Consider the following 22,952-nt stretch of genomic DNA (forward strand, 5'->3'; position numbering starts at 1 on the left):
AGGCGGGTCTTTGTCCGTACATTAAAGGGTGGCCGCCCGCGAGAAAGCAGGGTAGAGGTTTCCAAAAGAGCGACTGCACAATATTTATGCCGCTTCCCGATCAGCGGCACAGCAGTCCGAGGGGAAGGCGACGTCGACGGGGCGGCGGCCGCCGAACTTCAGGGGAGCGTCGAAACATGATCGATCTGGCTGCGGGAACGGAGCGGGCCTCCGAAGCGTCCCTGCCCGACGCCCGGACCCGCCCGGGAACGCCGCTCTATCTGCTGGTCGCCAAGGCCCTCCAGGAGGATATCCGCAGCGGCAAATATGCGGTCGGCTCGCTCCTGCCCACCGAGCTGGCGCTGGCCGAGCAACATGGCGTCAGCCGCCAGACCATACGCCAGGCCATCGGCCAGCTCCGACAGCAGGGCCTGCTGAGCGCGCGCAAAGGTATCGGCACGCGCGTCGAGGCGCGGCAGACCCAGAAGCGCTTCAGCTATTCGGTGATGTCGGCCACCGATCTCGTCGAGATCGCCGAGGGCACGGAATTGCTGGTCCAGAGTTCCGAAATCGTGGCGGCGAAGGGCCGGCTCGCCACCGAGCTCGGCTGCCGCGCCAATCACCGCTGGCTCCATCTCGGCTGCCAGCGGCGCATCGACGGCGAGCCGCAGCCACTGTCCTGGATCGACGTCTATATCGACTGGCGCTTCGCCTCCTCCCTCAAATTGCCGAAGGTCGTCCGCCAGGCGCTCTTCGTGCTGGTCGAAAAGCAGTCGGGCGAGGCGCTGACGGAAATCCACCAGGAAATCCGCGCCACGATCGTGGACGGCAGGATGGCTGCCGAACTCTCCGCTGTGGAGGGGGAGCCGGCGCTCGAGATCACCCGCCGCTATTTCGGCACGGGACGGCGGCTGTTGATGATGTCCATCAATATCCTGCCGTCCGACCGCTTCTTCTATTCGGTGTCGCTGAAGCGCGATTAGACCGACGACCGGGGCGGCAAGGCTCGCCGCTCGCGATACGATCCCTCGTGCGAGACGGGCCGCAGATCACCCGCCTCTTCCGCCCTGCGCCGAGCGCTTCCGAAGGACCGCCGGAGGCGGACGACAGCGCGTGAGGCGGCGAGGTCCACAACCATCGATATGTACATTCACACGCCCTTTCGAAGGATTGTCATCGAAATTCCTTTCGCATAAGTTCGTACATATGAATGGCATGCACGAGTTCGACAGCGACGGGGCCGGTACGCTCGCGTCCCCGGCCGCCCCCCTCTTTCCGGCCGCCGGGCGGGAGCCGGGCGCGCCGTCACGCCGCCATCCGGGCCTCGGCCGCACCCTCGCCATCTGCACCGCATCGCAGATGCTGGCGACGGCATCGGTCCTCAGCCTCGCCGGCATCGCGCCGCTGGTCGCCTCCAGCCTGTCCATCGAGCCTTCCTGGATCGGCTATCAGGTCAGCCTGATCTATTTCGCCGGCATCTTCGCGTCCGCGGTCGCCGGCAGCCTCGTCAAGCGCTGGGGAGCGGCGCGCCTCAACGCCGTCGCCCTTGTCTGCGCCGGAGGCGGCATGGCGGGCCTCGCCAGCGGCCTGCTGTGGCTGATGCTGGCTTCTTCGCTGCTGCTGGGCATCGGCTATGCCTTCAACAACCCCTGCTCTTCGCACATGCTGAACCGGGTGACACCGGCGCGGCTGAGAAACGCGATCTTCTCGGTCAAGCAGGCGGGCGTACCGGCCGGCGGCATGCTCGCCGCCGTCAGCCTTCCTCACCTCGCCTCGGCACTGGGCTGGCAGGGGGCGGTCCTGGCCGGGGCTCTGCCGAGCCTGGCGCTGGCCCTGCTGTTTTTCGTTCTGCGCGAATGGTGGGACGACGACCGCAAGCCGGCCACGGCCGTGGACCTCAAGACCGTCTGGCGGGGCCAGTCGATCGTCTGGCGGCACCGGGGGCTTGTCGTGCTGTCGCTGCTCGGCCTGTTCTATTCGGCCATCCAGCTCTGCGTCTCGGCTTTCGTGGTGACTATGCTGGTCGAGGAACTGGGCTGGACGCCGGTCTCGGCGGCCGGCATGGCCGCCGCGGTGCAGCTGTGCGGCGCCGGCGGGCGTATTCTATGGGGCATCGTCGCCGACCTCCTCGACGCCGGCTTTCTGGTGCTGTCCTTCCTCGGCGCGGCGACGGCGTCGTGCTGCGTGGCGCTCGCCCTCGGTCCGTCGATGCCCGTCGGCGCCGAGATCGCCTTCCTCTGCGTGACCGGACTGTGCTCGGTCGGCTGGAACGGCGTCATGCTCGCCGAGACGGCGCGGCTGAGCCCGTCCAGCGCCGCGGGCGGTTCCGGCACGCTCACCGGCGACGTGCTCGTCTACACCTTCGCCGGCGTCGTGCTCGGGCCCTCGACGTTCGCCCTCGTCTATTCCTGGCTGGGCTCCTATGTCCATGCCTTCGCCCTCCTCGGCATCCCGGCCTTGCTGGGAACGGGCCTGGCGGGCTGGGCCCACCGGCACCGGCACGGCCTCGTTCAGGCCCAGCGCGAATGAGCGGCACGGCCGAAAGCGCCGCGCCGCCTTCGGCGGCCGCGCGGTGCCGAACCCTCGGGCGCCCGCCGGATCAGGCGCCGCCCGAAACCGATTTGCGATATTGATAATTCTTGTCGATGCGCTCCATCAGATAGTCGCCGTAGAGCACAGGCTCGAAGCGCGGGGCTTCGCCGGCAGGCACGCAGGCCGGGAGGCAGGTGATCGTCTCCGCCATGTCCGGGTCGAAGAAATACGGCGCCGAATAGCGGTCGACGACATTCTTGTTCTGCACGCGGTGCGGCGTCGACTGCCAGCGTCCGTTCGTCCAGCGGGACAGGATGTCGCCGACATTGATGACGAAGGTTCCGGGAACGGGCACGGCGCGGATCCAGCCGCCGCCGCGGCGGCGCACTTCGAGGCCGCCGACATTGTCCTGCAGCAGGATGGTGATGAAGCCATAGTCGGTATGCGGCGCCGAGCCGAATTCGTCGTCGGCGGCGTCCGGCTGCGGCGGATAATGGAGCAGGCGCAGGAATGTCGTGGGACGGTTGAAATGGTGGTCGAGCGCATGCGGATCCAGCCCGAGGGCCCGGGCGATGATCTGCGTGAACCGGCGCGCCAGCGTCTCGAGCGCGTCGATATAGCGGGTGACGGTCTCGCGGAACTCGGGCAGCTTCGCCGGCCACTGGTTGGGGCCCTGCAGGTCCTGCCCGAAGCGCGGATCGTCCTCCGGCACCTCGTGCATGATCAGCAGCGATTCGCTGTTGTTCGGCTTGGTGACGTTCGCCACCGACGAGGTGACGATCAGTGACGTCTTTGGCGCCATATAGCCGCGATGATAGGCATTGATCGCCAGCGCCTCCTTGTCCGCCTGCGGCTGGGCATGGAAGGCCTTGGAGGCCTCGAAGATCTCCACCATCAGTTCGTCCGGCACGCCGGTATTCGACAGATAGCAGAAGCCCGTCTCCGAAAAGATGCGATCCACCTCGCGGGCGATGCTCTCGGCCCCGGCTTCGTCGAAGGCGAAATTCCGGAGATCCACGATCGGAAGCCGGTCATCCGGCGTCTCCACGGCTTTCTTCTCCCCTGAATCCTTGCTCGTCGCTACCATGGCCTGACCCTTGCATGTGAGGAAAACGACTGCCTACAGGACTTGACTCGTTCTAATATACGGTCGACAGTATACAGGAAAGCAGAGAAGGGCCGCCCTTGTCCAGTCCCTTCTTGCACATGCCGGCGGGAGCCCCTTTCCTGCCGGGACCGTCGGTTGCAACCATCCTCGGAGGCACAGAATCCCATGGCGGCCAATCATTCGGCGAACGAGCATCTCCGGCGGCCCAGGCTCCTCGGGGAGGATCTGATCCGCCGCCTCGAGGACGACATCATCCATCTTCGCTTCGCCCCCGGGGCGCGCCTGGTGGAAGAGGAGATCTGCAACCGCTTCGGGGTCAGCCGCTCGCCGGTGCGCGAGGCGCTGCAGATCCTGGCCTCCTACGGCCTGGTCGAGCGGCAGCCGCGGGTCGGCATCTTCGTGACCGAACTGACGGCCCGCAAGCTCGACGAAGTCTATGCCTGCCGGGTCTCCCTGGAAGCGATGGCGTCGGCGGGCGTGGCCCGGCGGGCGAGCCCGCGAACCATCGCGTCGATCGCGGCGCTCGTGGCCGAGATGGGCAAGGCGATCGAGGCCGACGAGAGGGACAGGGCCTTCGCCGCCAACGTCGCCCTGACCGACAAGCTGCATGCCGAATGCGGCAACGAGACGCTGCGCCAGATCCTTTCGGGGCTCGACAAGCAGGCGCTGCGCTACCGCCTTTTTTGCTATCGCCACAATCGGGATCTCGTCCTCGCCAGCACGGAAGCCAATGCGTCGCTTCTGGCGGCCATCAAGTCGCGAGCCCCCGAGCAGGCCAGTTCGGTGACACAGGACCTCGTGACGCGGTCCTGGCAGATGATCCGCGCCACGCTCGTGGCGCAGGTCGGGGACGACACCGCCAAGGCGTCGGCCTGACGCCGCGTCCGCGCGGCGTCGCGTCACACATCACAGCCGCCCCTCCGAAGCGGGCGGGGAAAACGACTGACGAAAACACAGCGTATCCATTCAGATGAGAACAGGAGCTTCCATGAGGCGTTTCTTTAAGGCGATGGTCGGCGCCGGCCTGACGGCGTTGACGGCCATCGGGTGCCAGCCGGCGCAGGCGCAGACGAAGGAGCCAATCCCGGTCGGCGTGATCGCCAACCTCACCGGTATGGACGTCAAGACCAGCACGGACATGGTGCGCGGCATCCAGATCGCCGCCGACACCGTGAACAAGGCCGGCGGCGTCGACGGCCACCCGGTGAAGCTCATCATCGAGGATGCGCAATACAAGACGCAGGAGGCCCTCAACGCCGCCACCAAGCTCTACGACGTGGACAAGGTGACGGCCATCATCATGTTCGGCGGGTCGAGCATCGAGCTGGCGGTGGCCCCGATCGCCAAGCAGAAGGGCAAGATGATCGTCAACACGTCGTCGAGTTCCGCCAAGCTCGGCGACTTTGCCGGCACCGTCTACTCCGTGCTGCCGCTCGACGACATCGTCGGCAAGGCGCTCGGCGAATGGGTGGCGAGCCAGGGCGTGAAATCCGCCGCCTTCGTGGTTCCCAACAACACCTTCGGCACCGGCCTGATGGACGCATCCGCGGCCGCCTTCCAGGCCAAGGGCGGCAAGATCGTCGCCAAGATCGCCTATAGCGAAGGCCAGCCCGACTATCGCGCCGATCTCCAGCAGCTCGTCGCCTCCAAGCCCGACGCGATCGTCACCACCGGCTATGGCGACGATTCCCGCACCGTGTTCAAGAATGCGCGCGGCCTCGGCCTCAAGCAGATCTGGTATGCCGGCTATCCCTCGATCCTCACCGTCGAGAACGAGGCGTGGATGAACGGACGCCTGACGGGGGTCGACAATGGCGGCCTGACCGGCAAAGTCGCCAAGGAGGTCGGCGAGGAATATGCCGCCAAATACGGCAAGGACGAACAGCCCCTGCCCCACGTCTTCTATGGCTATGATGCCCTCATGCTGATCGCCAGGGCGGCCGCCGCGCCCGGCGGGCTGTCATCCGCCACGATGGGCAAGAGCGTCGTCGGCTATGACGGCGCGACCGGCACCATCACCTGGGACGACCGCGGCCAGCGGATCGATCCGCCGATCGACATCATCAGCTACAAGGACGGCAAGTTCGTCACGGTCGGCCAGAAATAAGCCGCGCCGTTTCCCGAGAACGGGCCTGCCGCTCCCGGCGGCAGGCCCCCTCCTTCCTTTGTCGATTGCGGCTCATCCATTGCTCCAGATCCTAGTGAACTCGGCCATCTATGCGAGCGAGATCGCAATCATCGCGGTTGGCGTCGCGCTGGCCTATTCGGTCGTCCGCTTCGCGAATTTCGCCCATATCCAATATGCGGTCATCGGCGGCTATCTGACCTATACCGTCCGCGGCATGGGCTTCGACCTGCCGGTCGCCACCGCCGTTTCCGCCGTCCTGACCGGGCTGATGGCGATCGCCGTGGAACGCCTGGTCTTCCATCCGCTCCGCGCGATGCGGCCCGAAGCCAAGATGATCGCATCCTGGGGCGTGGCGCTGCTGCTTCGCTCCGCCGTCGCCTCCGTGTTCGGCGGCGCGGCGCGCGTCTTCGACATCGATACGGACAGCTATCTGCTGGGAGACGCGGTCGTCACCAGCCTCGACCTCACGGTGATCGGCACCACCGTCGCCGCCATGATCGTGCTTCAGCTCCTCCTGCACCGCACCCGCCTCGGCACGGGATTGCGCGCCTTGGCCGACAATCGCGACCTGGCGCAGACCCGCGGCATCCCGCCCGACCGGCTGACGGCGCTGATGTGGTTCGTCGCCGGCGCCTTCGCGGCGCTCGGCGGAACGCTGTTCGCTCTCGAAACCCGCCTGCAGCCGGACATGGACCTGCAGATCCTGCTTCCGGTCTTCGCGGCGGTGACGATCGGCGGACTGAGCAGCCTCGCGGGCGCCGTCGCCGGCGCCTGCGTGTTGTCGCTGGTGCAGAACATCGCGATCGGGATCGATTTCGGATCGCTGTTCACCGGCACCCCCTGGTATCTGCCGAGCCAGTTCCGCGACACCATCGCCGTGGCGGCGATGGTGCTCGTGCTATGCCTCAAGCCGCGCCAGCGGCGCAGCAGCCTGGTGCGCTGACCATGCTCGATTTCCTCATCTTCGCCGTCACGATGATCTCGATCTGGTCGGTCGTGGCCCTGAGCCTGGACCTGCAGTTCGGCCTGACGGGCCTCGTCAATTTCGGCCAGATCCTCCCCTTCGCGCTGGGCGCCTACGGGCCGGCCATCGCCGCCGCCCACGGCTTCTCGCTGGAGGAGGGCATCGTGCTCGGGCTCGTCCTCGCGGCGGCGGGCGGCCTGGTCGTCCTCGTTCCCGCCGGCCGGCTGTCCCAGGATTACTGGGCGCTGGTCTCCCTCGGGGCGGCCGAACTGTTCCGCCTCCTGATGGTCAATGTCGCGCCGATCGCCGGCGGGCAGGACGGCACGGCGGTGCCCCGGGTATCGGATCCGGTGGTCGCGATGGTGCTCGCCGTGGCCTTGCTGGCCGCGATGCTGCTCCTCGCCCGCCGCATCGACCGCTCCCCGCTCGGACGGCTCCTGCGGGTGCTGCGCGAAGACGAATTGCTGGCCGCCACGCTGGGGCGCAATCCGTTCCGCGCCCAGGCCGTGATCACGCTGGTCTCCTGGCTGATGGCGGCCCTCGCCGGCATTCTCTATGCCCATATCGTGGGATATGTCGCGCCATCCTCCTTCACGGTGGGCGAGACCTTCATCGTCTGGACGGCCCTCATCCTCGGGGGAGCCGGATCGCTGGTGGGCGCGGTCGTCGGCACCGCCTTCGTGCAGATCATCAGCGTCTCCACCCGGTTCGTCGCGGATTGGAGCGGCCTGCCCTTCGACCTCGTCGCCAATCTCCGGCTCGGCGTGTTCGGCCTCATCCTCGTGCTGGTCTTCCTGTTCCGCCGGGAGGGCCTCTTTCCCGAACGCAAGGTGACGATCCATGCTGCTGATCCGTGACGTTACCGTCGCCTTCTCGGGCGTCCGGGCGCTCGACGGCGTCAGCCTGGAAGCCCGGCCCGGCCGGATCCTCGGCCTCATCGGCCCCAACGGCTCGGGCAAGTCGACGCTTCTCAACGTCATTGCCGGCGCCATCGCGCCCGACAGCGGCGCGGTGACCATCGACGGCGTGCCGGTGCCGGCCGGCCGGCCCGACCAGGTGGCCGCCCGGGGCGTGGCGCGGACGTTCCAGATCTCGCGCCTCGCGCGGCGCCTGACCGTCATCCAGAACATGATGGTCGGCCGGCGAAACCAGCCGGGCGAGAGCCTGATGACGCTGCTGCTGCGCCCCGGCGTCAGCCGCCGGGCCGAAGCGGCCTGCGCGCAGGCCGCTTATGCCATGCTGCAGCGGCTGGGGCTGGCGCATCTGGCCAACCACCCCGCCGGCAGCCTTTCGGGAGGGCAGCAGAAGCTCCTCTCCATGGGCATGGCGCTGATGAGCGAACCGCGCGTCATCCTGCTCGACGAACCCGCCGCCGGGGTCAATCCGGTGCTGGTCGAGCAGCAGATCGTCTTCCTCAAGGCGATGGCCGGCGAAGGGCGCACCGTGCTGCTGATCGAGCACAATATGGAGATGATCGCCGATGTCTGCGACGAGGTCGTGGTGCTCGATGCCGGCGCCATCATCGCGCGCGGTACCCCCGCCGACGTCCGGCAGGACGAGCGGGTGATGCGGTCCTATCTGGGAGAAGTGGCGTGAGCACGACCCTGCCGACGGCTTCGGCGCCGCCCTCGCTTCGCCTGCAGGCCGTGACGGCCGGCTACGGCCCGCTCACCATCCTCGACGACGTCACCCTGGAGCTGCGTCCGGACGAGATCCTCCTGGTGCTGGGCGCCAACGGCTCGGGCAAGTCGACGCTCCTCAAGACGATCATGGGGCTGACGGCGATCGGCGGCGGCCGGCTGTACAAGGGCACCGCCGACATCACGGGCTGGGCGCCCCACAGGCGCGCGGCCGCCGGCATCGGCTATGTCCCGCAGAACGCCAACGTGTTCTCCGGCCTCAGCGTGCGCGACAATCTCGGCATGGGCGCCTATCTGCAGCCCGCCAGGAGAGCGGCGGCCCAGACGGCCGTCCTCGACCTCTTCCCCCGCCTCGGCGAGCGGCTCGGCGCCACGGCGGGCGCGCTCAGCGGCGGCGAGCGGCGCATGCTGTCCATCGCCCTCACTTTGATGTCGGACCCGAGCGTCCTGCTGCTGGACGAGCCGTCCAGCGACCTCGCCCCCGCCATGATCGACATCGTCTTCGCCGCCATCCAGCGCATCCGGCGCGAACGCGGCATTCCCGTCCTGCTGGTCGAGCAGAATGTCGCGCGCGGCCTGGCGATCGCCGACCGGGTCGTCGTCATGGTGCGCGGCCAGGCCGTCGCCGACATGCCGGTCGGCGCGGTCGAGCGCGACCATCTTCACGCCCTCTTCCTCAACGGCAGCGTCGGCGCCCGGCGCCCGGACGCCCCCCATCCCCAACGTCGGAGACAGTGATGCAGACCTATATAGGCGGCGGCTACCTCATACCCATGAGCGGCGACGGAACCGCCGTGATCCGCGACGGTGCCATCCTGTTCGACGAGACCGGGATCCTGGCGGTCGGGCCGGCGGCGGATCTCGCCCCGCAGAAGGAAACCGCGGACCGCGTGATCGACGCCAGGGGCCGCGCCATCCTGCCCGGCTTCGTCAACACGCACACCCATCTGGCCGGCGCGCTGACCAAGGCCCTGACGGAGGACGTGCCGACGTTCGGCGGCCCGTTCAACATCGCGCTCGGCATGCACGAGAACATCATCACCTTCGACGACGTCTATCTCCCCGGCATCGTGCACGGCATCGAGATGCTGAAGACCGGCACCACCACCATCAACGAATGCTGGTGGCAGCAGCCGCAATCGGCACGCATCATCGAGGCCGTCGGGTTGCGCGGCATCGTGGCGGCTGAGGTCCGCGAAGTCGATTCCTCGAAGATCGGCTTCGGCCGGTTCGAGCGCAATTGGGACGAGCATCTGCTCGAGAAGGGCTTCGACGAGGCGATCGATCTTATCGAGAACTGGCACGGCAAGGCCAATGGCCGCATCACCTGCCGCGTCGCGCCCGACGGCCCCGACCGCCTGAAGCCCGAGAGCATGGGCCGGCTCGGCGAACTCGCCCGCAAATACGGCGTGGGGCTCCACACCCACCTGTGCGCTGTTCCCGGCGAGAACGAGTTCATGGTGAAGCTGTGGGGCAAGAAGTCGATCCCGTTGCTGCAGGAACTCGGCATGCTCGGGCCCGATTTCATCGGCGCCCATTGCGTCTACATGGACGATGAAGACATCGGCATGATGGTCGACACCGGCTCCTGCATGAGCCACACGGCCTTCCTGGTCGGCAAGCGCGCCTATTACCCGCCGATGAAGAAGATCTACGACGCCGGCATGAAGGTGTCGCTCGGCACCGACTGGCTCTCCAACGACATGTTCAACGTCATGCGCTCGGCGATCGTCATCGCGCGCGTGCTCTACGGCGAGGTCGGCATACGTGTGGCGAGCGATGTCCTGCGCATGGCGACGATCGACGGCGCCCGCTGCCTCAACCTCGAAAGCCAGATCGGCTCGCTCGAGCCCGGCAAGCGGGCCGACGTCATGCTGCTCGACGTGTCGACCTCCTGGATGAATCCGCTCCGGGTCGAGAACCTCATCACCAACATCGTCTACAACGCCTGCGGCCGCGACGTGACGCATGTGTTCGTCGACGGCGAATGCCTGGTGGACGACCAGCGCCTCACCCGCATGGACGAGGCCGAGGCGATCCGCGAGGCGCAGATCGTCGCCGAGAGCGTGTGGCAGCGCGCCAAGCCGCTCTTCACCGCCGAGGGCATGCCGTGATGGCGACGCCCCGCAAGATCATCATCGACACCGACCCGGGCCAGGACGACGCCTTCGCCATGCTCCTGGCGCTCGGCTCGCCGGACGAGCTGGAGGTGATCGGCGTCACCGCCGTCGCCGGCAACGTGCCGCTCGCCCGCACCACGCTCAATGCCCAGATGGTGCTGGAACTGGCCGGCCGCGCGGATATCCCCGTCTATCCGGGCTGCGAGCGCCCGATGGTCCGCTCCCTCTTCACGGCCGAATATGTCCATGGCGACTCCGGCCTCGACGGCTGCGACCTGCCGGCGCCCTCGGCACCGCTCGGGGAGAAGCACGGCGTCGATTTCATCATCGACAGCCTGATGGCGGCGCCGCCCGGCACCGTCACGGTGTGCACGCTCGGCCCGATGACCAACCTCGCCATGGCGATGGTCAAGCAGCCGGCCATCGTGCCGCGCATCGCCGAAGTCGTGCTGATGGGCGGCGGCTTCTTCGAGGGCGGCAACACTACGCCGGCGGCCGAGTTCAACATCTTCGTCGACCCGCATGCCGCCCATGTCGTCTTCACTTCCGGCGTGAAGCTGGCGATGGTGCCGATCGACTGCACCTATAAAGCCATCCTGACCCCGGGCTGGCTCGCCGAATTACGGACTGTCGGGTCCAATACGGCGATCCAGTCTGCCGGGATGGCCGAGTTCTACCAGCGTTTCGGCAACGAGAAATTCGGGACGGACAGCTATCCGCTGCACGATCCCTGCGTCATCGGCTATCTCCTCCGCCCCGATCTCTTCGGCGGCCGGATGTGCCATGTCGCGATCGACCTGGTCTCGCCGCTCACCGCCGGCATGACGGTGGTGGACTGGTGGAACGTCACCAAGAAGCCGCCGAACTGCATGGTGCTTCGCGACCTCGACAATGACGGCTTCTACGCCCTGCTCCTGGAGCGCCTGGCGAGGCTGCCCTGAAGCCCTCCGGCAGGCCCTTCCCGAAGGGCCTGCCATCCCCGTTCACGGCGCGGCAAAGGCGAAGGCGGCCGCCGGATGGCTCGGGCGCACCCGCGGCGTCGGCGTGCCGAACATGTTCTCGCGCAGCGTGCCGGCCTCATAGCGCTCGCGATAAATGCCCCGCTTCTGCATTTCCGGCACCAGCAGATCGGCGAAATCGTCGACCGAGCGCGGCGAGATCATCTGCCGCATCAGGAAGCCGTCGACGCTGAGCGTCTCCGCCCATTCCTCGATCTTGTCGGCCACGCGCTCGGGCGTTCCCCAGGTGAACAGGGACCGGGACGAGTCGAGCCGCGTCGCCTGGTCGATGACCCGGCCGACCGTCGTGCCCGGCGGATAGGTATAGCGGCTGAGGAAGCCGGCGCCGGGACCGCCTTCGGCCGCGATCTCCTCGATGGTCTTCGAGCGATCATATTTCAGGAGGTCCGCACCCGAGCCGAAATGATGGGCCAGATAGCCGTCGGCGCTGCTCATCGCCTGGAAATCCGCGAATTTGGCCTCCGCTTCGGCCTGGGTCGGCGCGACGATCAAGCCCATTTCGGCGAGGATCTTGACGTCGGCCGCCGCGCGGCCCTGGCGGACCACTTCGGCGCGGACGTCGGCGGCGTTCTGCCGGTAGGCCTCCGCCGACCGGCCGCCGATGAAGACGGCCTCGGCATGCCTGGCTGCAAACGCCTTGCCGCGGCCGGAACTCCCGGCCTGGATGATCACCGGCGTGCGCTGGGGCGAAGGCTCGACCAGATGGGGGCCGGCAACCTGGAAATACGGGCCCAGATGGTCGATGCGGCGCACCCGGGCCGGGTCGGCATAGACGCCGGCCGTCATGTCGCGGACGACCGCGTCGTCCGCCCAGCTGCCCTCCCACAGCTTGTAGCAGACCGCCATGAATTCCTCGGCGAGATCGTATCGCTCGTCATGGGTGTATCTGTCGGGCGCGACGCCGAAATTCTCGTTGGCGTTCGGCAGGTAGGAGGTGACGACGTTCCAGCCGATGCGCCCGTCGGTCAGGTGGTCGAGCGTCGACATGCGCCGCGCATGGGCGAAGGGCGCCTCATAGGTGGTGGAGACGGTCGCGGCAAAGCCGAGATGGCGCGTCACCGCGGCCATGGCGGAAATCGCCATCAGCGGATCGTTCAGCGGCACATGCATGCCTTCGCGGATCGCGATGTCGTTGTTGCCGCCATAGCCCGCCGCCACGCCGAGGACATCGGCAAAGAACAGCGTATCGAACAGGGCCCGCTCGCAGGACTGGGCGAAGTCCGTCCAGTATTTCAGGTCGTTGTAGCGCTTGCGATTATGCGGGTGGCGCCACAGGCCGTAATTGTTGTGGCTGACCGTCGGCATGTCGAGGAGATTGAAGCTCAGGATCTTCTTACCGGAGCGAGGCGCAGGACGCCCTGACGGCAGCATGACATTATTCCATGGAGTCTGGAGAAGGCTGACGGGACGAACGAAGGACCGTCCCCCGCAGGCGAAAACGCCGGGCGTCCGCCATTCTCTCCTCAGCTACGGAAACGGTCAACGGAGATGTCCGGAGCGACGCCGGCGCCCGATGGCGTCAGGCCATCGGCGTGAAATCCCAAACCGCGGCCGGGCAGGACGCCTTTCCGAGAAAAGCGCCCTGCCCGGCCTTGTGCGTGCATGCCTATATGCGTCGGGATATGATTTCGTGCTGAAAGCCCGGCGGCGAGCGGATCAGTTGTGCCGGATCTCGGTGCCCAGCACCTTGAGGCATTCGCGGATGAAGGCGGCCAGCGCCGTCCAGCCCTTCGCCGACACCATGGTGCCGTCGACATAGGCTTCGGTGGGCGACAGATCGATATAGGTGCCGCCGGCCAGGGTCACTTCCGGCTCGCAGGCCCCGAGCGCGCCCACCTTCTTGCCGCGCACCACGCCGTCGACGGCGACGAGGATCTGCACGCCGTGGCAGATGGTGAAGATCGGCTTTTCGGTCTCGTGGAAATGGCGCACCAGCGCCTGGATGCGCTTGTCGGTGCGGATATATTCCGGCCCGCGGCCACCGGCGCAATAGACGGCGTGATAGTCCTCGACCTTGATCTCGGAGAAGGTCTTGTTGATCAGCACCCTGTGGCCGAGCTTTTCCGTATAGGTCTGGTGGCCTTCGAAATCATGCAGCGAGGTGGCGATGGTGTCGCCGGCATTCTTGTCGGGGCATACCACATGCACGGTATGGCCGACCGCTTCCATCGCCTGCTGATAGACGAAGATCTCATATTCCTCGGTGAACTCACCGCACAGCATCAGGATTTTCTTGGCGGGCATCGGCTCTTCTCTGCTTGGAGGGAAATCAGCCGAAGGCGGCGAGGCTTCGATCCTGCCGCCTCCGGTCGTCGTCAGAAGGGCGAATCGGGGAAATAGAATTCCTTCGCATTGTCCTTGGTGATCAGCGGCGCATCGAGCTTGAGCGCGCCGCGGATGGGCGCCTGGCCGTTGAACTGGGCAGCCGTCATGTAGATGGCGGTCTTGATCATCGAGGGCGGATAAGGGGTCTCGATCGGCGTCAGCGCATCGCCGTCGATGACCTTCTTGACGACCTCCTTCATGCCGTTGCCGCCGAGGGCGAGCTTGATGTCGGTGCGGCCGGACTGCTTGATGGCTTCGAGAGCGCCCATCAGCATGTCGTCGTCATTGGCCCAGACCGCGTCGATGTGCGGGAACTTGGCGAGATAGTCCTGCATCAGCTTGAAGGCATCGTCGCTGTTCCAGTTGGCATACTGGATATCGAGCACCTTGACGCCGGTGCCCTTCACCACGTCCTGGAAACCCTTGATGCGCTCGTCGTCGATGACGGTGGGGATGCCGCGCATGACCACGACATCGCCCTTGCCGCCGAGCTTCTGGACCATGAACTTGGCGGTGTTGGCGCCCACGGCGATGTTGTCGCCAGCGACATAGAGGTCCTGGACCGTGGGGTCGGTGAGGCCGCGATCGACGATGGTGATGAAGGCCCCCGCCTTCTTGACCGCCTTCACCGGTTCGGTCAGTTCCTGCGAGGAATAGGGCAGGATGACCAGCGCATCGATGTGACGGGAGGCCGAGAGATCCTCGAGGGCGCTGACCTGCGCCTCGGCCGAGGGCGACGTCTTGACGATGACGTCGATATTCGGGAAGGCCTTCTTGATCTCATCGGCAGCAGCCTTGGCATGGTAGACGACGCCGGCGGTCCAGCCGTGGTCGGCGGCGGGGATCGACACCGCGATGGTCTTCTTGTCCTGGGCGAAGGCCGGCGCGGCGGCCAGTGCCACTATGGCGCCCATTATCGCCAAGCTCTTGATTTTAATCATGTAGTCCTCCCAAAATGAGCCTTTTCGTAAGGTGCCGTGCGGCTCTTGCACGGGTTATCTGGAGAATCTCTGGATGAGCATCGCGATGATGATGATGACGCCCTGGACTGCGGCCACCAGATATTCGGAGATGAAATCGGACAGGACCATCAGGTTGGCGATCATCTCCAGGATGACGGCGCCGGCGATGGTGCCCCAGATGTGCCCCTTGCCGCCGCCGAGCGCCGTGCCGCCGATGACGACGGAGGTGATCACCTGCAGCTCCCACAGCAGGCCGGTGGTCGGCGTGGCCGCGCCGAGCCGCGGCACGTAGCAGATGGCGGCGATGGCGACGCATGCGCCCTGGATGACGAAGGCGATGGTGCGGATGCGCGCCACCGAGATGCCGGAGAAGCGCGCCACGTCCTCATTGGCGCCGACGGCGGCGCAGCGGCGCCCATATTTGGTGCGATAGAGCACGAAGGCGCCGGCGAGCGCCACCGCCGCCGACACCAGGATCGGGATCGGCACGCCCAGCACGGTGCCGAAATAGGCCGGGCGGAAGGTGTCGCGCAGATCCCGGGCGAGCGGAATGGTGCCGCCATCGGCCAGGAAGGTGATCAGGGCCCGGAAGATGCCCATGGTGCCGAGGGTCGCGATGAACGGGTCGATGCGGCCGATGGTGACGATCAGCCCGTTGAAGAGCCCGCACAGGGCGCCGGCGCAGAGCACCAGCGCCATGCCGGCGAGGATGGCGCCGTGGCCCATGCTCGGCGCCAGATGGTTCATCGCCATGATCATGATGCCGGTCACGAAGGCCGCCATCGAGCCGACGGACAGGTCCAGGCCGCCCGACGAGATCACGAAGGTCGCGCCCACCGCGATGATGGCGATGAAGGCCGAACGCGTGACGACATTGGTGATGTTGGTGAGCGAGAGGAAATCGGGATTGATCAGGAAGCCGATCAGGACGAGGGCGATCAGCGCGATGAACGGGCCGGCATCGACCCAGTCGATCCGCCAGCGCCGTGCCTCGCGCAGAACCGGGACGGTGGTGTCGCTCATCGTGGGGTCTCCTGCGGGGATGCCAGGGGTTCGCGGCTGCCGGTCGCCGCGAGGATCACATTGTGCTCCGTCATCGCCTCGCCGCTGAGTTCGGCGGCGATCCGTCCGGCCCGGATCACCAGGATGCGGTCGCACAGGCCGATCAGTTCCTGCAGGTCGGAGGAGATCACGATGCAGCCCTTGCCGGCCTGCAGAAGGTCCTGGATGAAGGTGTAGATCTGGCGCTTGTTGCCGATATCGATGCCGCGCGTCGGCTCGTCGATGATGACGATGGCCGGATCGGTCATCAGCACCTTGGCGAGCAGCAGCTTCTGCTGGTTGCCGCCGCTGAGCTGGCCTGCGACCAGATGGCGGCTGCGCAGGCGGATGTCGTAGCGCTCGATGGCCGCGCCGAGTGCCGCGTCTTCGCGCCGCGTCTCCAGGAAGGGCCGCCGGTGGAACCGCGACAGGGCCGAGAGCGTGAGGTTCGGGGCGAGCCTCTCCTTCAGGAGCAGGCCCTTGCCTTTGCGGTCCTCGGTGAGGTAGCCGATGCCCGCTTCGATGCCGTCCAGGGGCGAGCGGATGCGGACGGGCTTGCCCGACACGCGGACGGCGCCCGCCTTGCCCGGGCGCAGCCCGAGAAGAGCCTCGAACAGTTCGGAACGGCCGGCGCCGATCATGCCGCCGAAGCCGAGCACCTCGCCGGCGCGCAGGGTGAAGGAGACGTCCTCGATGAAGCCGGGGACATGGGCATGCTCGACTTCCAGCAGCGGCGCGCCGCCGCAGACGCCGCGCTTGGGCGGGTAGAGCATCGACAATTCGCGGCCAACCATCAGGCGGGCCATGTCGGCCTGCGTCAGGGTATGTCCGACATAGCTGCCGATCATGCGGCCGTCGCGCAGGACCGTGATCTTGTCCGCGATCTGCTCGACCTCGTCGAGGCGGTGCGAGATGTAGAGGACCGCGACGCCGCGGGCCCTGAGGCCGCGGATGACGTCGAGCAGCCGCCCGACCTCCTCGTTGGTCAGCACCGCCGTCGGCTCGTCGAAGATCACCAGCCGGTGGTCGTCCAGCAGGGCGCGGGCGATCTGGACGAGCTGGCGGTCCGCGATGGCGAGCTTCCTGATCGCCATGTCGGGCGATACGGTGCAGCCGATCGCCGCGAGCTTCTCGCTGGCGATGCGCCGCATGGCACGGTCGTCGACCATGCCCCTGCGCGTGAGTTCGCGCCCCAGGAAGAGGTTCTCGGCGACGGTCAGCCCCTCGGCGAGCAGGATCTCCTGGTGGACCAGCACGATGCCGGCCGCCTCGGCGGCGGGCGGGCCGGAGAAGGCGATCGGACGGCCGTCGAGGCTGATCGTCCCGGCCGTCGGCCTGACATGGCCGGAGAGCAGGCGCATGAAGGTCGACTTGCCCGCGCCGTTCTCGCCGATGATGGCGTGGATCTCGCCGGGCACGATGTCGAGCGTCACATCCGCCAGCACCGTGTTGGGGCCATAGGCCTTGCCGAGGCCCTCGACCCGCATGAAGCGGGACGGGCCGGGCGAGCCGACTTCGCGGGCATCGTGCATTGCGGAAGGCAGGGCGATCGTCATCTATTCGAACACCGGCAGCAGGCGGTCGCGCGAGCGTTCGATATGCCTGTACATGGCGCCGGCAGCCGCTTCTCCGTCGCGCGCCTTGAAGGCGCCGAGCAGCGCCTCGTGCTCCTCCAGCGCCTCCTCGGTCACGCGGGAGTGGAACAGCAGGCGGAAGATGTGGAAATGCGTATGGAGATGGGCCAGCGTCCCGCGGATCAGCTCATTGCCGCCGATCTTGTGGATCATGTCGTGGAAGATGGCATCCTGGCGGGCGAACTGCGAATAGCGCACGCGCTCGTCGGCGCTGCCGCTGCGGCGGGACATCACGCCGGCGGCGTCGGCGAGCTCGGCCAGCTGCTCGTCCGTCATCGCCAGCGCCGCGCGGCGGGCGCCGTCGGGCTCGAGCAGCAGACGCAGGCTGTAGAGCTCCTGGAACTGCTTCCTGGTGATCTGGGGCGCCGCGTTGTAGCCGACCAGATGGGTCTTCACCACCAGCCCCTCGCCTTCCAGGCGTCCGAGGGCTTCGCGGATCGGCGTCTGCGAGACGTTGAGCTCGCGCACGAGATTGTCGACGGTGATGCGCGACCCCGGCGCGATCCGGAGCGACATCAGCTGGGCATAGATATTCTCATAGACCTCATTGGCCAGACCGCTCGGGCGCTGAATGTGAGGCGGGGTCGAATCGCCCCCGCCCTCCCTGCCTCCCGCGACTTCAGCGCGCTGCTTTGCCATGTTTGCCTCTTGACATTTCAGCGCTGATAGCACGATGGTTCGCGATATTCAATCAAATATCCTATAGGATCTGAAATCAAATACGCTGCGAAACACCGCCGATCCCGGCCCTGCGTTTCGCAGCGCTCCGCACCAGCCCGACGCCTCTCCCCGCGGTCAACCGACAGGAAACCCCATGTCCCTCTATTCCGCCATCCGCATGCCCCGCGAGGTGCTCTTCGGCAAGAACCAGCGGGCGGCCCTCGGCAGGGTTGCACGGCGGCTCGGGAAGCGGGCCCTGGTGTGCACCGATGCCCGGCTCGCCGGTGACCCGATGTTCCTCGACATGATGGCGCTGCTGCGCGAGGAAGGCCTCGCCGTGCATGTCGACGACAGCGTGCAGCCCGACGTGCCCCGCGACTCCGTCCGCGTCTGCGTCGAGGCGGCCCGCGGCTTCGAGCCCGACCTCGTCATCGGCATCGGCGGCGGCAGCTGCCTCGACATGGCCAAATGCGCCGCGCTGATCCTCAGCCATGGCGGCGCGCCGCAGGACTATTATGGCGAGTTCAAGGTGCCTGGCCCGATCCTGCCGCTGATCGCCGTGCCGACCACCGCCGGCACCGGCTCCGAGGTGACGCCGGTCGCCGTGCTGTCCGACCCCGACCGCACCCTCAAGGTCGGCATCTCCAGCCCCTATCTGATCCCGCTGGCGGCCATCTGCGATCCCGACCTCACGCTCACCTGCCCGCGTTCGCTCACGGCGATCGCCGGGGCCGACGCCATGACCCACGCCATCGAGGCCTTCACGGCCATCCGCCGCGAGCCGAGCGCCGACCTCGCCCAGCAGCGGGTCTTCGTCGGCAAGAGCGCCCTGACCGACCATTATGCCCTGATGGCCATCGGGCTGCTGGCCAGGAGCCTCGAAAAGGCCTGCACCGACGGCAGCGACGAGGCTGCCCGGGCCGATGTGATGATGGGCGCGCTCGCCGCGGGCCTCGCCTTCGGCACCGCCGGCACCGCCATCGCCCACGCCATCCAATATCCAGTCGGCGCCGTGACCCACACCCCGCACGGCCTCGGCGTGGCCTGCCTCCTGCCCTATGTCATGGCCTATAACCGGGACAGCTCGATCGGCGAGTTCGCTCAGATCGCCCGCACCATCGGCCTCGCCGGCGCCAGCGATGCAGCCCTCGCCGACGCCGCCATCCGCACCCTGGCCGAACTGTTCGAGCGGATCGGCATCCCCACCACCCTGCAGGCCCTCGGCCTCTCCGCCGGCGATCTGGCCTGGACCGCCGAGCAGGCGCTCGGCATCGACCGGCTGGTGAAGAACAATCCGCGCCCCCTCGATCTGGCCGCGATGACGAAGGTGGTCAATGCCGCCTTCTCCGGCAACCGGCAGGCCCTGCACTGACACCCTATCGACAGAGGAACCCGACCATGAGCGCAACACCGATGCCAAGAGCCGCCAATGCCGAAGGCGCCATTGCGGACCCCGCGGCCTCACTCGACTGCCGGCCGTTTTCGAAGGGGCTCTATATCGACGGCCGCTGGCAGAAGGCGTCGCAGGCGCATACCATCCCCGTCATCGATCCCGCCACCGAGGATCTGCTGGCGGAGGTGGCGGACGCCACGGTCGACGACGCCCGGCGCGCCGTCGATGCCGCCGCCGGGGCGGCCAGGGCATGGCGGCTGACATCGCCGCGCCAGCGCTCGGAAATCCTGCGCACCTGCTATCGGCTGATGATCGAGCGCTCGGACATGCTGGCGCGGCTGGTCTCGCTGGAGAACGGCAAGGCCCTGCCCGACGCGCGCGGCGAGATCGCCTATGCCGCCGAATTCTTCCGCTGGAACGCCGAGGAGGCGGTGCGCATACCCGGCGAGCTCGGCCGGGCCCCGTCCGGCGGCAACCGCATTCTCGTCGATTACGAGCCGATCGGCATCGCCGTGCTGATCACGCCCTGGAACTTCCCCGCGGCGATGGCGACGCGGAAGATCGCGCCGGCGCTCGCCGCCGGCTGCACCGTCATCCTCAAGCCGGCGAGCGAGACCCCGCTCACCGCCTATGCCCTCGCCGGCCTCTATGAGGAAGCCGGCGTGCCGCCCGGCGTCGTCAACGTCATCACCACCTCGACGCCCGGCCCGGTCACGGCGGCCATGCTCGGCGATCCGCGCGTGCGCAAGCTTTCCTTCACCGGCTCGACCGGCGTCGGCCGCCAGCTCCTGGCCGAAGCCGCCAAGACCGTGCTGAGCAGCTCGATGGAGCTCGGCGGCAACGCTCCCTTCCTGGTCTTCGACGATGCCGATCTCGACGCGGCGCTCGACGGCGCCATGGTCGCCAAGATGCGCAATGCCGGCGAAGCCTGCACCGCCGCCAACCGCTTCTATGTGCAGGCCGGCATCCACGACGATTTCGTCGCCGGCCTGGTCGGGCGCATGGGCGCGCTCAAGGTCGGCCCCGGCAGCGACCCTTCCACCGCCTGCGGACCGATGATCACCGCCAAGGCCGTCGACAAGATCGACCGCCTGGTCGCCGATGCCGTCGCCCGCGGCGCCAAGGTCGTGCTCGGCGGCCGCCGGCCGGAGGGCAAGGGCTTCTATTATCCGCCGACGGTGTTGATCGACGTATCCCCGGACGCGGAAATGGCACGCGAGGAGATCTTCGGCCCGGTGGCGGCGATCTATCGCTTCGAGACACAGGAGCAGGCGATCGCCTGGTCCAACGACACCGAATACGGCCTGGCGAGCTACATCTTCACCCGCGATCTCAAGCGCGGGCTCGCCGTCGCCTCCGAGATCGAATCCGGCATGATCGCCCTCAATCGCGGCCTCGTCTCCGATCCGGCGGCGCCGTTCGGCGGCGTCAAGCAGAGCGGCCTCGGCCGCGAGGGCGGCGCCCACGGCGTGCTCGAATTCCTGGAGGCCAAATATATCGCGACGTCGTTCTGACCGGCGGGCGGGCGGTCCCGTTTCGGGGCCGCCTGCCGATCGGGGGCCGGATCGGCGAGCGGTCGGTACGCTTCGCCGTCAAGGCGTTCGAATGCCCACCGTGGCTTGAACCCAACCGATAATATTCCACCCTACCAGACAGCGCCGCATCGCGCCCGCGGCCCCGGGGTTGCATCCGAAAACGCCCTCCGCTATGCCTGTATACAAGGATGCACAGAGGAGACTGGAATGAAATCCGTGGGAGCAGGGTCGGAGCAGGCGGCACGGGAGGACCTCGCCGCCGCCTACAGGCTTATTGCGCGGTTCGGCATGGACGATCTCATCCATACCCACGTCTCGGCGCGCCTTCCCGCCGAGCCCGACCTGCTGCTCATCAACCGCTACGGGGACCTCTTCCGCGAGGTCTCGCCGGAGTCGCTGCTCGTCATCGACCATGACGGCAACCAGGTCCGCGGCACGCAGGCGCCGGTCAACACCGCCGGCGTCGTCATCCATACGGCGATCCACGCCGCGCGGCCCGACGCCATGTGCGTCGCCCACACCCATACGGTGGCGGGCGTCGCGGTGAGCTGCCTCGAAGAGGGGTTGCTGCCGCTCAACCAGACGGCGCTGCTCTTCCACGGACGGCTGAGCTACCACGCCTTCGAGGGCATCGCGCTCGATCGGGACGAGCAGGCGCGGCTGGTGGCGGATCTCGGCGCCAACAATGCGATGATCCTGCGAAACCATGGCCTGCTGACGGTGGGACGGACCGTGGGCGAAGCGTTTTCGCTGATGTACGGCCTCGAGCAGGCCTGCCGGATCCAGTTGGCGGCACAGGCCTCGGGCGCGCGGCTCCTCATGCCGCCGGAGAGCGTGCAGGCGCGGACGGCCGGGCAGTATGCCGCCGATCCCGACGGGTCCGCCGAACTCGAATGGCTGGCGTTGCGGCGGCTCGCCGACATGCCGTTCTGAGACGGCACCCCGGCATGTTGCGCATCCTGCTCGCCGATCCGCTTGCCTATGACGCGGCGTTCGACGCGGTTCTCGCCGAGCTGGCTCCGCATGTCGAAACCTATCGATGGCCGGACGGGCCGGCGGACGGGCGATACGATGTCCTCGCCGCATGGCGGCTTCCGGATGGTTTCGGCGTGGTGTCCGACAGCGTGAAGCTCGTCTTCTGCTTCGGAGCCGGCGCGGACCACCTCCTGGCCGATCCGCGACTGCCCGCCCACCCGCCGGTGGTGCGGCTGCTCGATGCCGGCCAGGCCGCGCAGCTCGTCGACTATGCCCACCATGTCGCCTTCGCGCGCCTCCAGAACGACCAGAAATATCTCGACGATCAGCGCCGCCATCTCTGGGACCCCGCCCCCTCGCTCAAGCGCACGCGGGCGACGACCCGGGTGGCGGTTCTCGGCCTCGGGCCGATCGGGACGGACGTCGCGACCGCGCTCGCCGCGACCGGCTTTGCCGTCCGCGCATGGTCGCGCCGTCCGCGCCGGCTGGAGGGCATCGACACATCCGCGGGCGCCGAGGGCCTGCCGGACTGCGTGCGCAGCGCCGACGTGCTCGTCAACCTGCTGCCGCTGCACCCGCAGACGGCGGACCTGCTCGGCGAGCCGCTCTTCTCCCTGCTCGCCGACGGCGCCTATGTCGCCAATCTCGGCCGGGGCGGCCATCTCGACGAACTTGCGCTGCGCGGGGCGCTCGACAGCGGCCGGATCGGCTGCGCCTGGATCGACGCCTTCGGCGAAGAGCCCCTGCCCTCCTCGCACTGGCTGTGGACGCATGACAGGGTTCGCCTGACCCCGCATGTCGGCGGCCTGCCGACCCCCGCCGGCTCCGCCCGCTCGCTCGCCGCCGCCATCGCCGCCTACCGCGCCGGCGCGCCGCTGCCGGGCCTGGTGCGAGCGGCGGCGGCCACGCGAGACACGGCCTGATCGCAGTTGCCGCT

Annotated in this window: 21 protein-coding genes; 14 read left to right on the plus strand and 7 right to left on the minus strand. The window is 67.6% G+C overall.

All coding sequences use genetic code 11. From position 1 onward, the window contains the following. Positions 1–176 precede the first annotated feature (176 nt). Together J3R73_RS15655 and J3R73_RS15660 are read left to right on the plus strand one after the other, a co-directional pair. Positions 177–962: a GntR family transcriptional regulator gene (locus tag J3R73_RS15655; RefSeq protein WP_307428570.1), complete on the plus strand. Its 786-nt coding sequence runs from the start codon at positions 177–179 to the stop codon at positions 960–962. Positions 963–1,194: 232 nt separating this feature from the next. Continuing rightward, a complete protein-coding gene (locus J3R73_RS15660; RefSeq protein WP_307428573.1) occupies positions 1,195–2,508 on the plus strand; it encodes an MFS transporter in 1,314 nt (437 codons plus the stop codon). Positions 2,509–2,578: 70 nt separating this feature from the next. Here J3R73_RS15660 and J3R73_RS15665 read toward each other — a convergent pair whose 3' ends face one another. Next, complete coding sequence (locus J3R73_RS15665; protein WP_307428576.1) at positions 2,579–3,598, minus strand: isopenicillin N synthase family dioxygenase; 1,020 nt, start codon at positions 3,596–3,598, stop codon at positions 2,579–2,581. A 186-nt stretch (positions 3,599–3,784) separates the two neighbouring features. Here J3R73_RS15665 and J3R73_RS15670 point away from each other — a divergent pair, with 186 nt between their 5' ends. The 8 genes from J3R73_RS15670 to J3R73_RS15705 all read left to right on the plus strand — a co-directional run bounded on the left by J3R73_RS15670 (position 3,785) and on the right by J3R73_RS15705 (position 11,412). Continuing rightward, positions 3,785–4,495 carry a GntR family transcriptional regulator gene (locus J3R73_RS15670; protein ID WP_307428579.1) on the plus strand — a complete coding sequence of 237 codons (711 nt, stop codon included), beginning with the start codon at positions 3,785–3,787 and terminating at the stop codon, positions 4,493–4,495. A gap of 112 nt (positions 4,496–4,607) precedes the next feature. Continuing rightward, entirely contained in the window at positions 4,608–5,726 is a 1,119-nt protein-coding gene (locus tag J3R73_RS15675; protein ID WP_307428583.1) for an ABC transporter substrate-binding protein, read from the plus strand. 79 nt (positions 5,727–5,805) lie between these two features. Then, positions 5,806–6,690, plus strand: a complete 885-nt coding sequence (locus J3R73_RS15680) for a branched-chain amino acid ABC transporter permease (protein ID WP_307428585.1) — start codon at positions 5,806–5,808, stop codon at positions 6,688–6,690. A gap of 2 nt (positions 6,691–6,692) precedes the next feature. Beyond that, on the plus strand, positions 6,693–7,568 hold the full coding sequence (locus J3R73_RS15685) for a branched-chain amino acid ABC transporter permease (protein WP_307428587.1): 876 nt from the start codon (positions 6,693–6,695) through the stop codon (positions 7,566–7,568). Further along, on the plus strand, positions 7,552–8,307 hold the full coding sequence (locus tag J3R73_RS15690; RefSeq protein ID WP_307428589.1) for an ABC transporter ATP-binding protein: 756 nt from the start codon (positions 7,552–7,554) through the stop codon (positions 8,305–8,307). Before J3R73_RS15685 ends, J3R73_RS15690 begins: the two co-directional genes overlap by 17 nt. Continuing rightward, the gene (locus J3R73_RS15695) at positions 8,304–9,089 is read left to right on the plus strand and encodes an ABC transporter ATP-binding protein (protein ID WP_307428591.1); all 786 of its coding nucleotides are present in this window, start codon (positions 8,304–8,306) and stop codon (positions 9,087–9,089) included. Before J3R73_RS15690 ends, J3R73_RS15695 begins: the two co-directional genes overlap by 4 nt. Continuing rightward, positions 9,089–10,465, plus strand: coding sequence for an amidohydrolase family protein (locus J3R73_RS15700; protein ID WP_307428594.1), 1,377 nt, complete (start codon positions 9,089–9,091; stop codon positions 10,463–10,465). The genes J3R73_RS15695 and J3R73_RS15700 overlap by 1 nt, the downstream gene beginning before the upstream one ends. Continuing rightward, entirely contained in the window at positions 10,465–11,412 is a 948-nt protein-coding gene (locus J3R73_RS15705) for a nucleoside hydrolase (protein WP_307428598.1), read from the plus strand. The genes J3R73_RS15700 and J3R73_RS15705 overlap by 1 nt, the downstream gene beginning before the upstream one ends. 42 nt (positions 11,413–11,454) lie before the next feature. Here J3R73_RS15705 and J3R73_RS15710 read toward each other — a convergent pair whose 3' ends face one another. The 6 genes from J3R73_RS15710 to J3R73_RS15735 all read right to left on the minus strand — a co-directional run bounded on the left by J3R73_RS15710 (position 11,455) and on the right by J3R73_RS15735 (position 18,091). Then, positions 11,455–12,861: an NtaA/DmoA family FMN-dependent monooxygenase gene (locus tag J3R73_RS15710; protein WP_307428601.1), complete on the minus strand. Its 1,407-nt coding sequence runs from the start codon at positions 12,859–12,861 to the stop codon at positions 11,455–11,457. Between the two features lie 285 nt (positions 12,862–13,146). Then, on the minus strand, positions 13,147–13,734 hold the full coding sequence (locus J3R73_RS15715; protein WP_307428604.1) for a DJ-1/PfpI family protein: 588 nt from the start codon (positions 13,732–13,734) through the stop codon (positions 13,147–13,149). Positions 13,735–13,805: 71 nt separating this feature from the next. After that, complete coding sequence (locus tag J3R73_RS15720; RefSeq protein ID WP_370879929.1) at positions 13,806–14,756, minus strand: substrate-binding domain-containing protein; 951 nt, start codon at positions 14,754–14,756, stop codon at positions 13,806–13,808. Positions 14,757–14,810: 54 nt separating this feature from the next. Continuing rightward, complete coding sequence (locus J3R73_RS15725) at positions 14,811–15,800, minus strand: ABC transporter permease (protein WP_307428606.1); 990 nt, start codon at positions 15,798–15,800, stop codon at positions 14,811–14,813. Next, a complete protein-coding gene (locus J3R73_RS15730; protein ID WP_307437386.1) occupies positions 15,797–17,350 on the minus strand; it encodes a sugar ABC transporter ATP-binding protein in 1,554 nt (517 codons plus the stop codon). Before J3R73_RS15730 ends, J3R73_RS15725 begins: the two co-directional genes overlap by 4 nt. A gap of 24 nt (positions 17,351–17,374) precedes the next feature. Then, positions 17,375–18,091 (minus strand): GntR family transcriptional regulator, encoded by a 717-nt coding sequence (locus tag J3R73_RS15735; RefSeq protein WP_370879930.1) that lies wholly within the window; start codon positions 18,089–18,091, stop codon positions 17,375–17,377. 175 nt (positions 18,092–18,266) lie between these two features. Between J3R73_RS15735 and J3R73_RS15740 the strand changes: the two genes are divergently transcribed. The 4 genes from J3R73_RS15740 (at position 18,267) to J3R73_RS15755 (ending at position 22,938) form a co-directional block, all read left to right on the plus strand. Next, positions 18,267–19,484, plus strand: a complete 1,218-nt coding sequence (locus J3R73_RS15740) for an iron-containing alcohol dehydrogenase (RefSeq protein ID WP_307428609.1) — start codon at positions 18,267–18,269, stop codon at positions 19,482–19,484. Positions 19,485–19,510: 26 nt separating this feature from the next. Further along, a complete protein-coding gene (locus tag J3R73_RS15745; protein WP_307428611.1) occupies positions 19,511–21,019 on the plus strand; it encodes an NAD-dependent succinate-semialdehyde dehydrogenase in 1,509 nt (502 codons plus the stop codon). A 228-nt stretch (positions 21,020–21,247) separates the two neighbouring features. After that, a complete protein-coding gene (locus J3R73_RS15750) occupies positions 21,248–21,973 on the plus strand; it encodes a class II aldolase/adducin family protein (RefSeq protein WP_307428613.1) in 726 nt (241 codons plus the stop codon). Between the two features lie 14 nt (positions 21,974–21,987). Next, the gene (locus J3R73_RS15755) at positions 21,988–22,938 is read left to right on the plus strand and encodes an NAD(P)-dependent oxidoreductase (RefSeq protein ID WP_307428615.1); all 951 of its coding nucleotides are present in this window, start codon (positions 21,988–21,990) and stop codon (positions 22,936–22,938) included. Positions 22,939–22,952: the final 14 nt, after the last annotated feature.

This window comes from Labrys monachus, assembly GCF_030814655.1.
In the GTDB taxonomy this organism is placed as follows: Bacteria; Pseudomonadota; Alphaproteobacteria; order Rhizobiales; family Labraceae; genus Labrys; species Labrys monacha.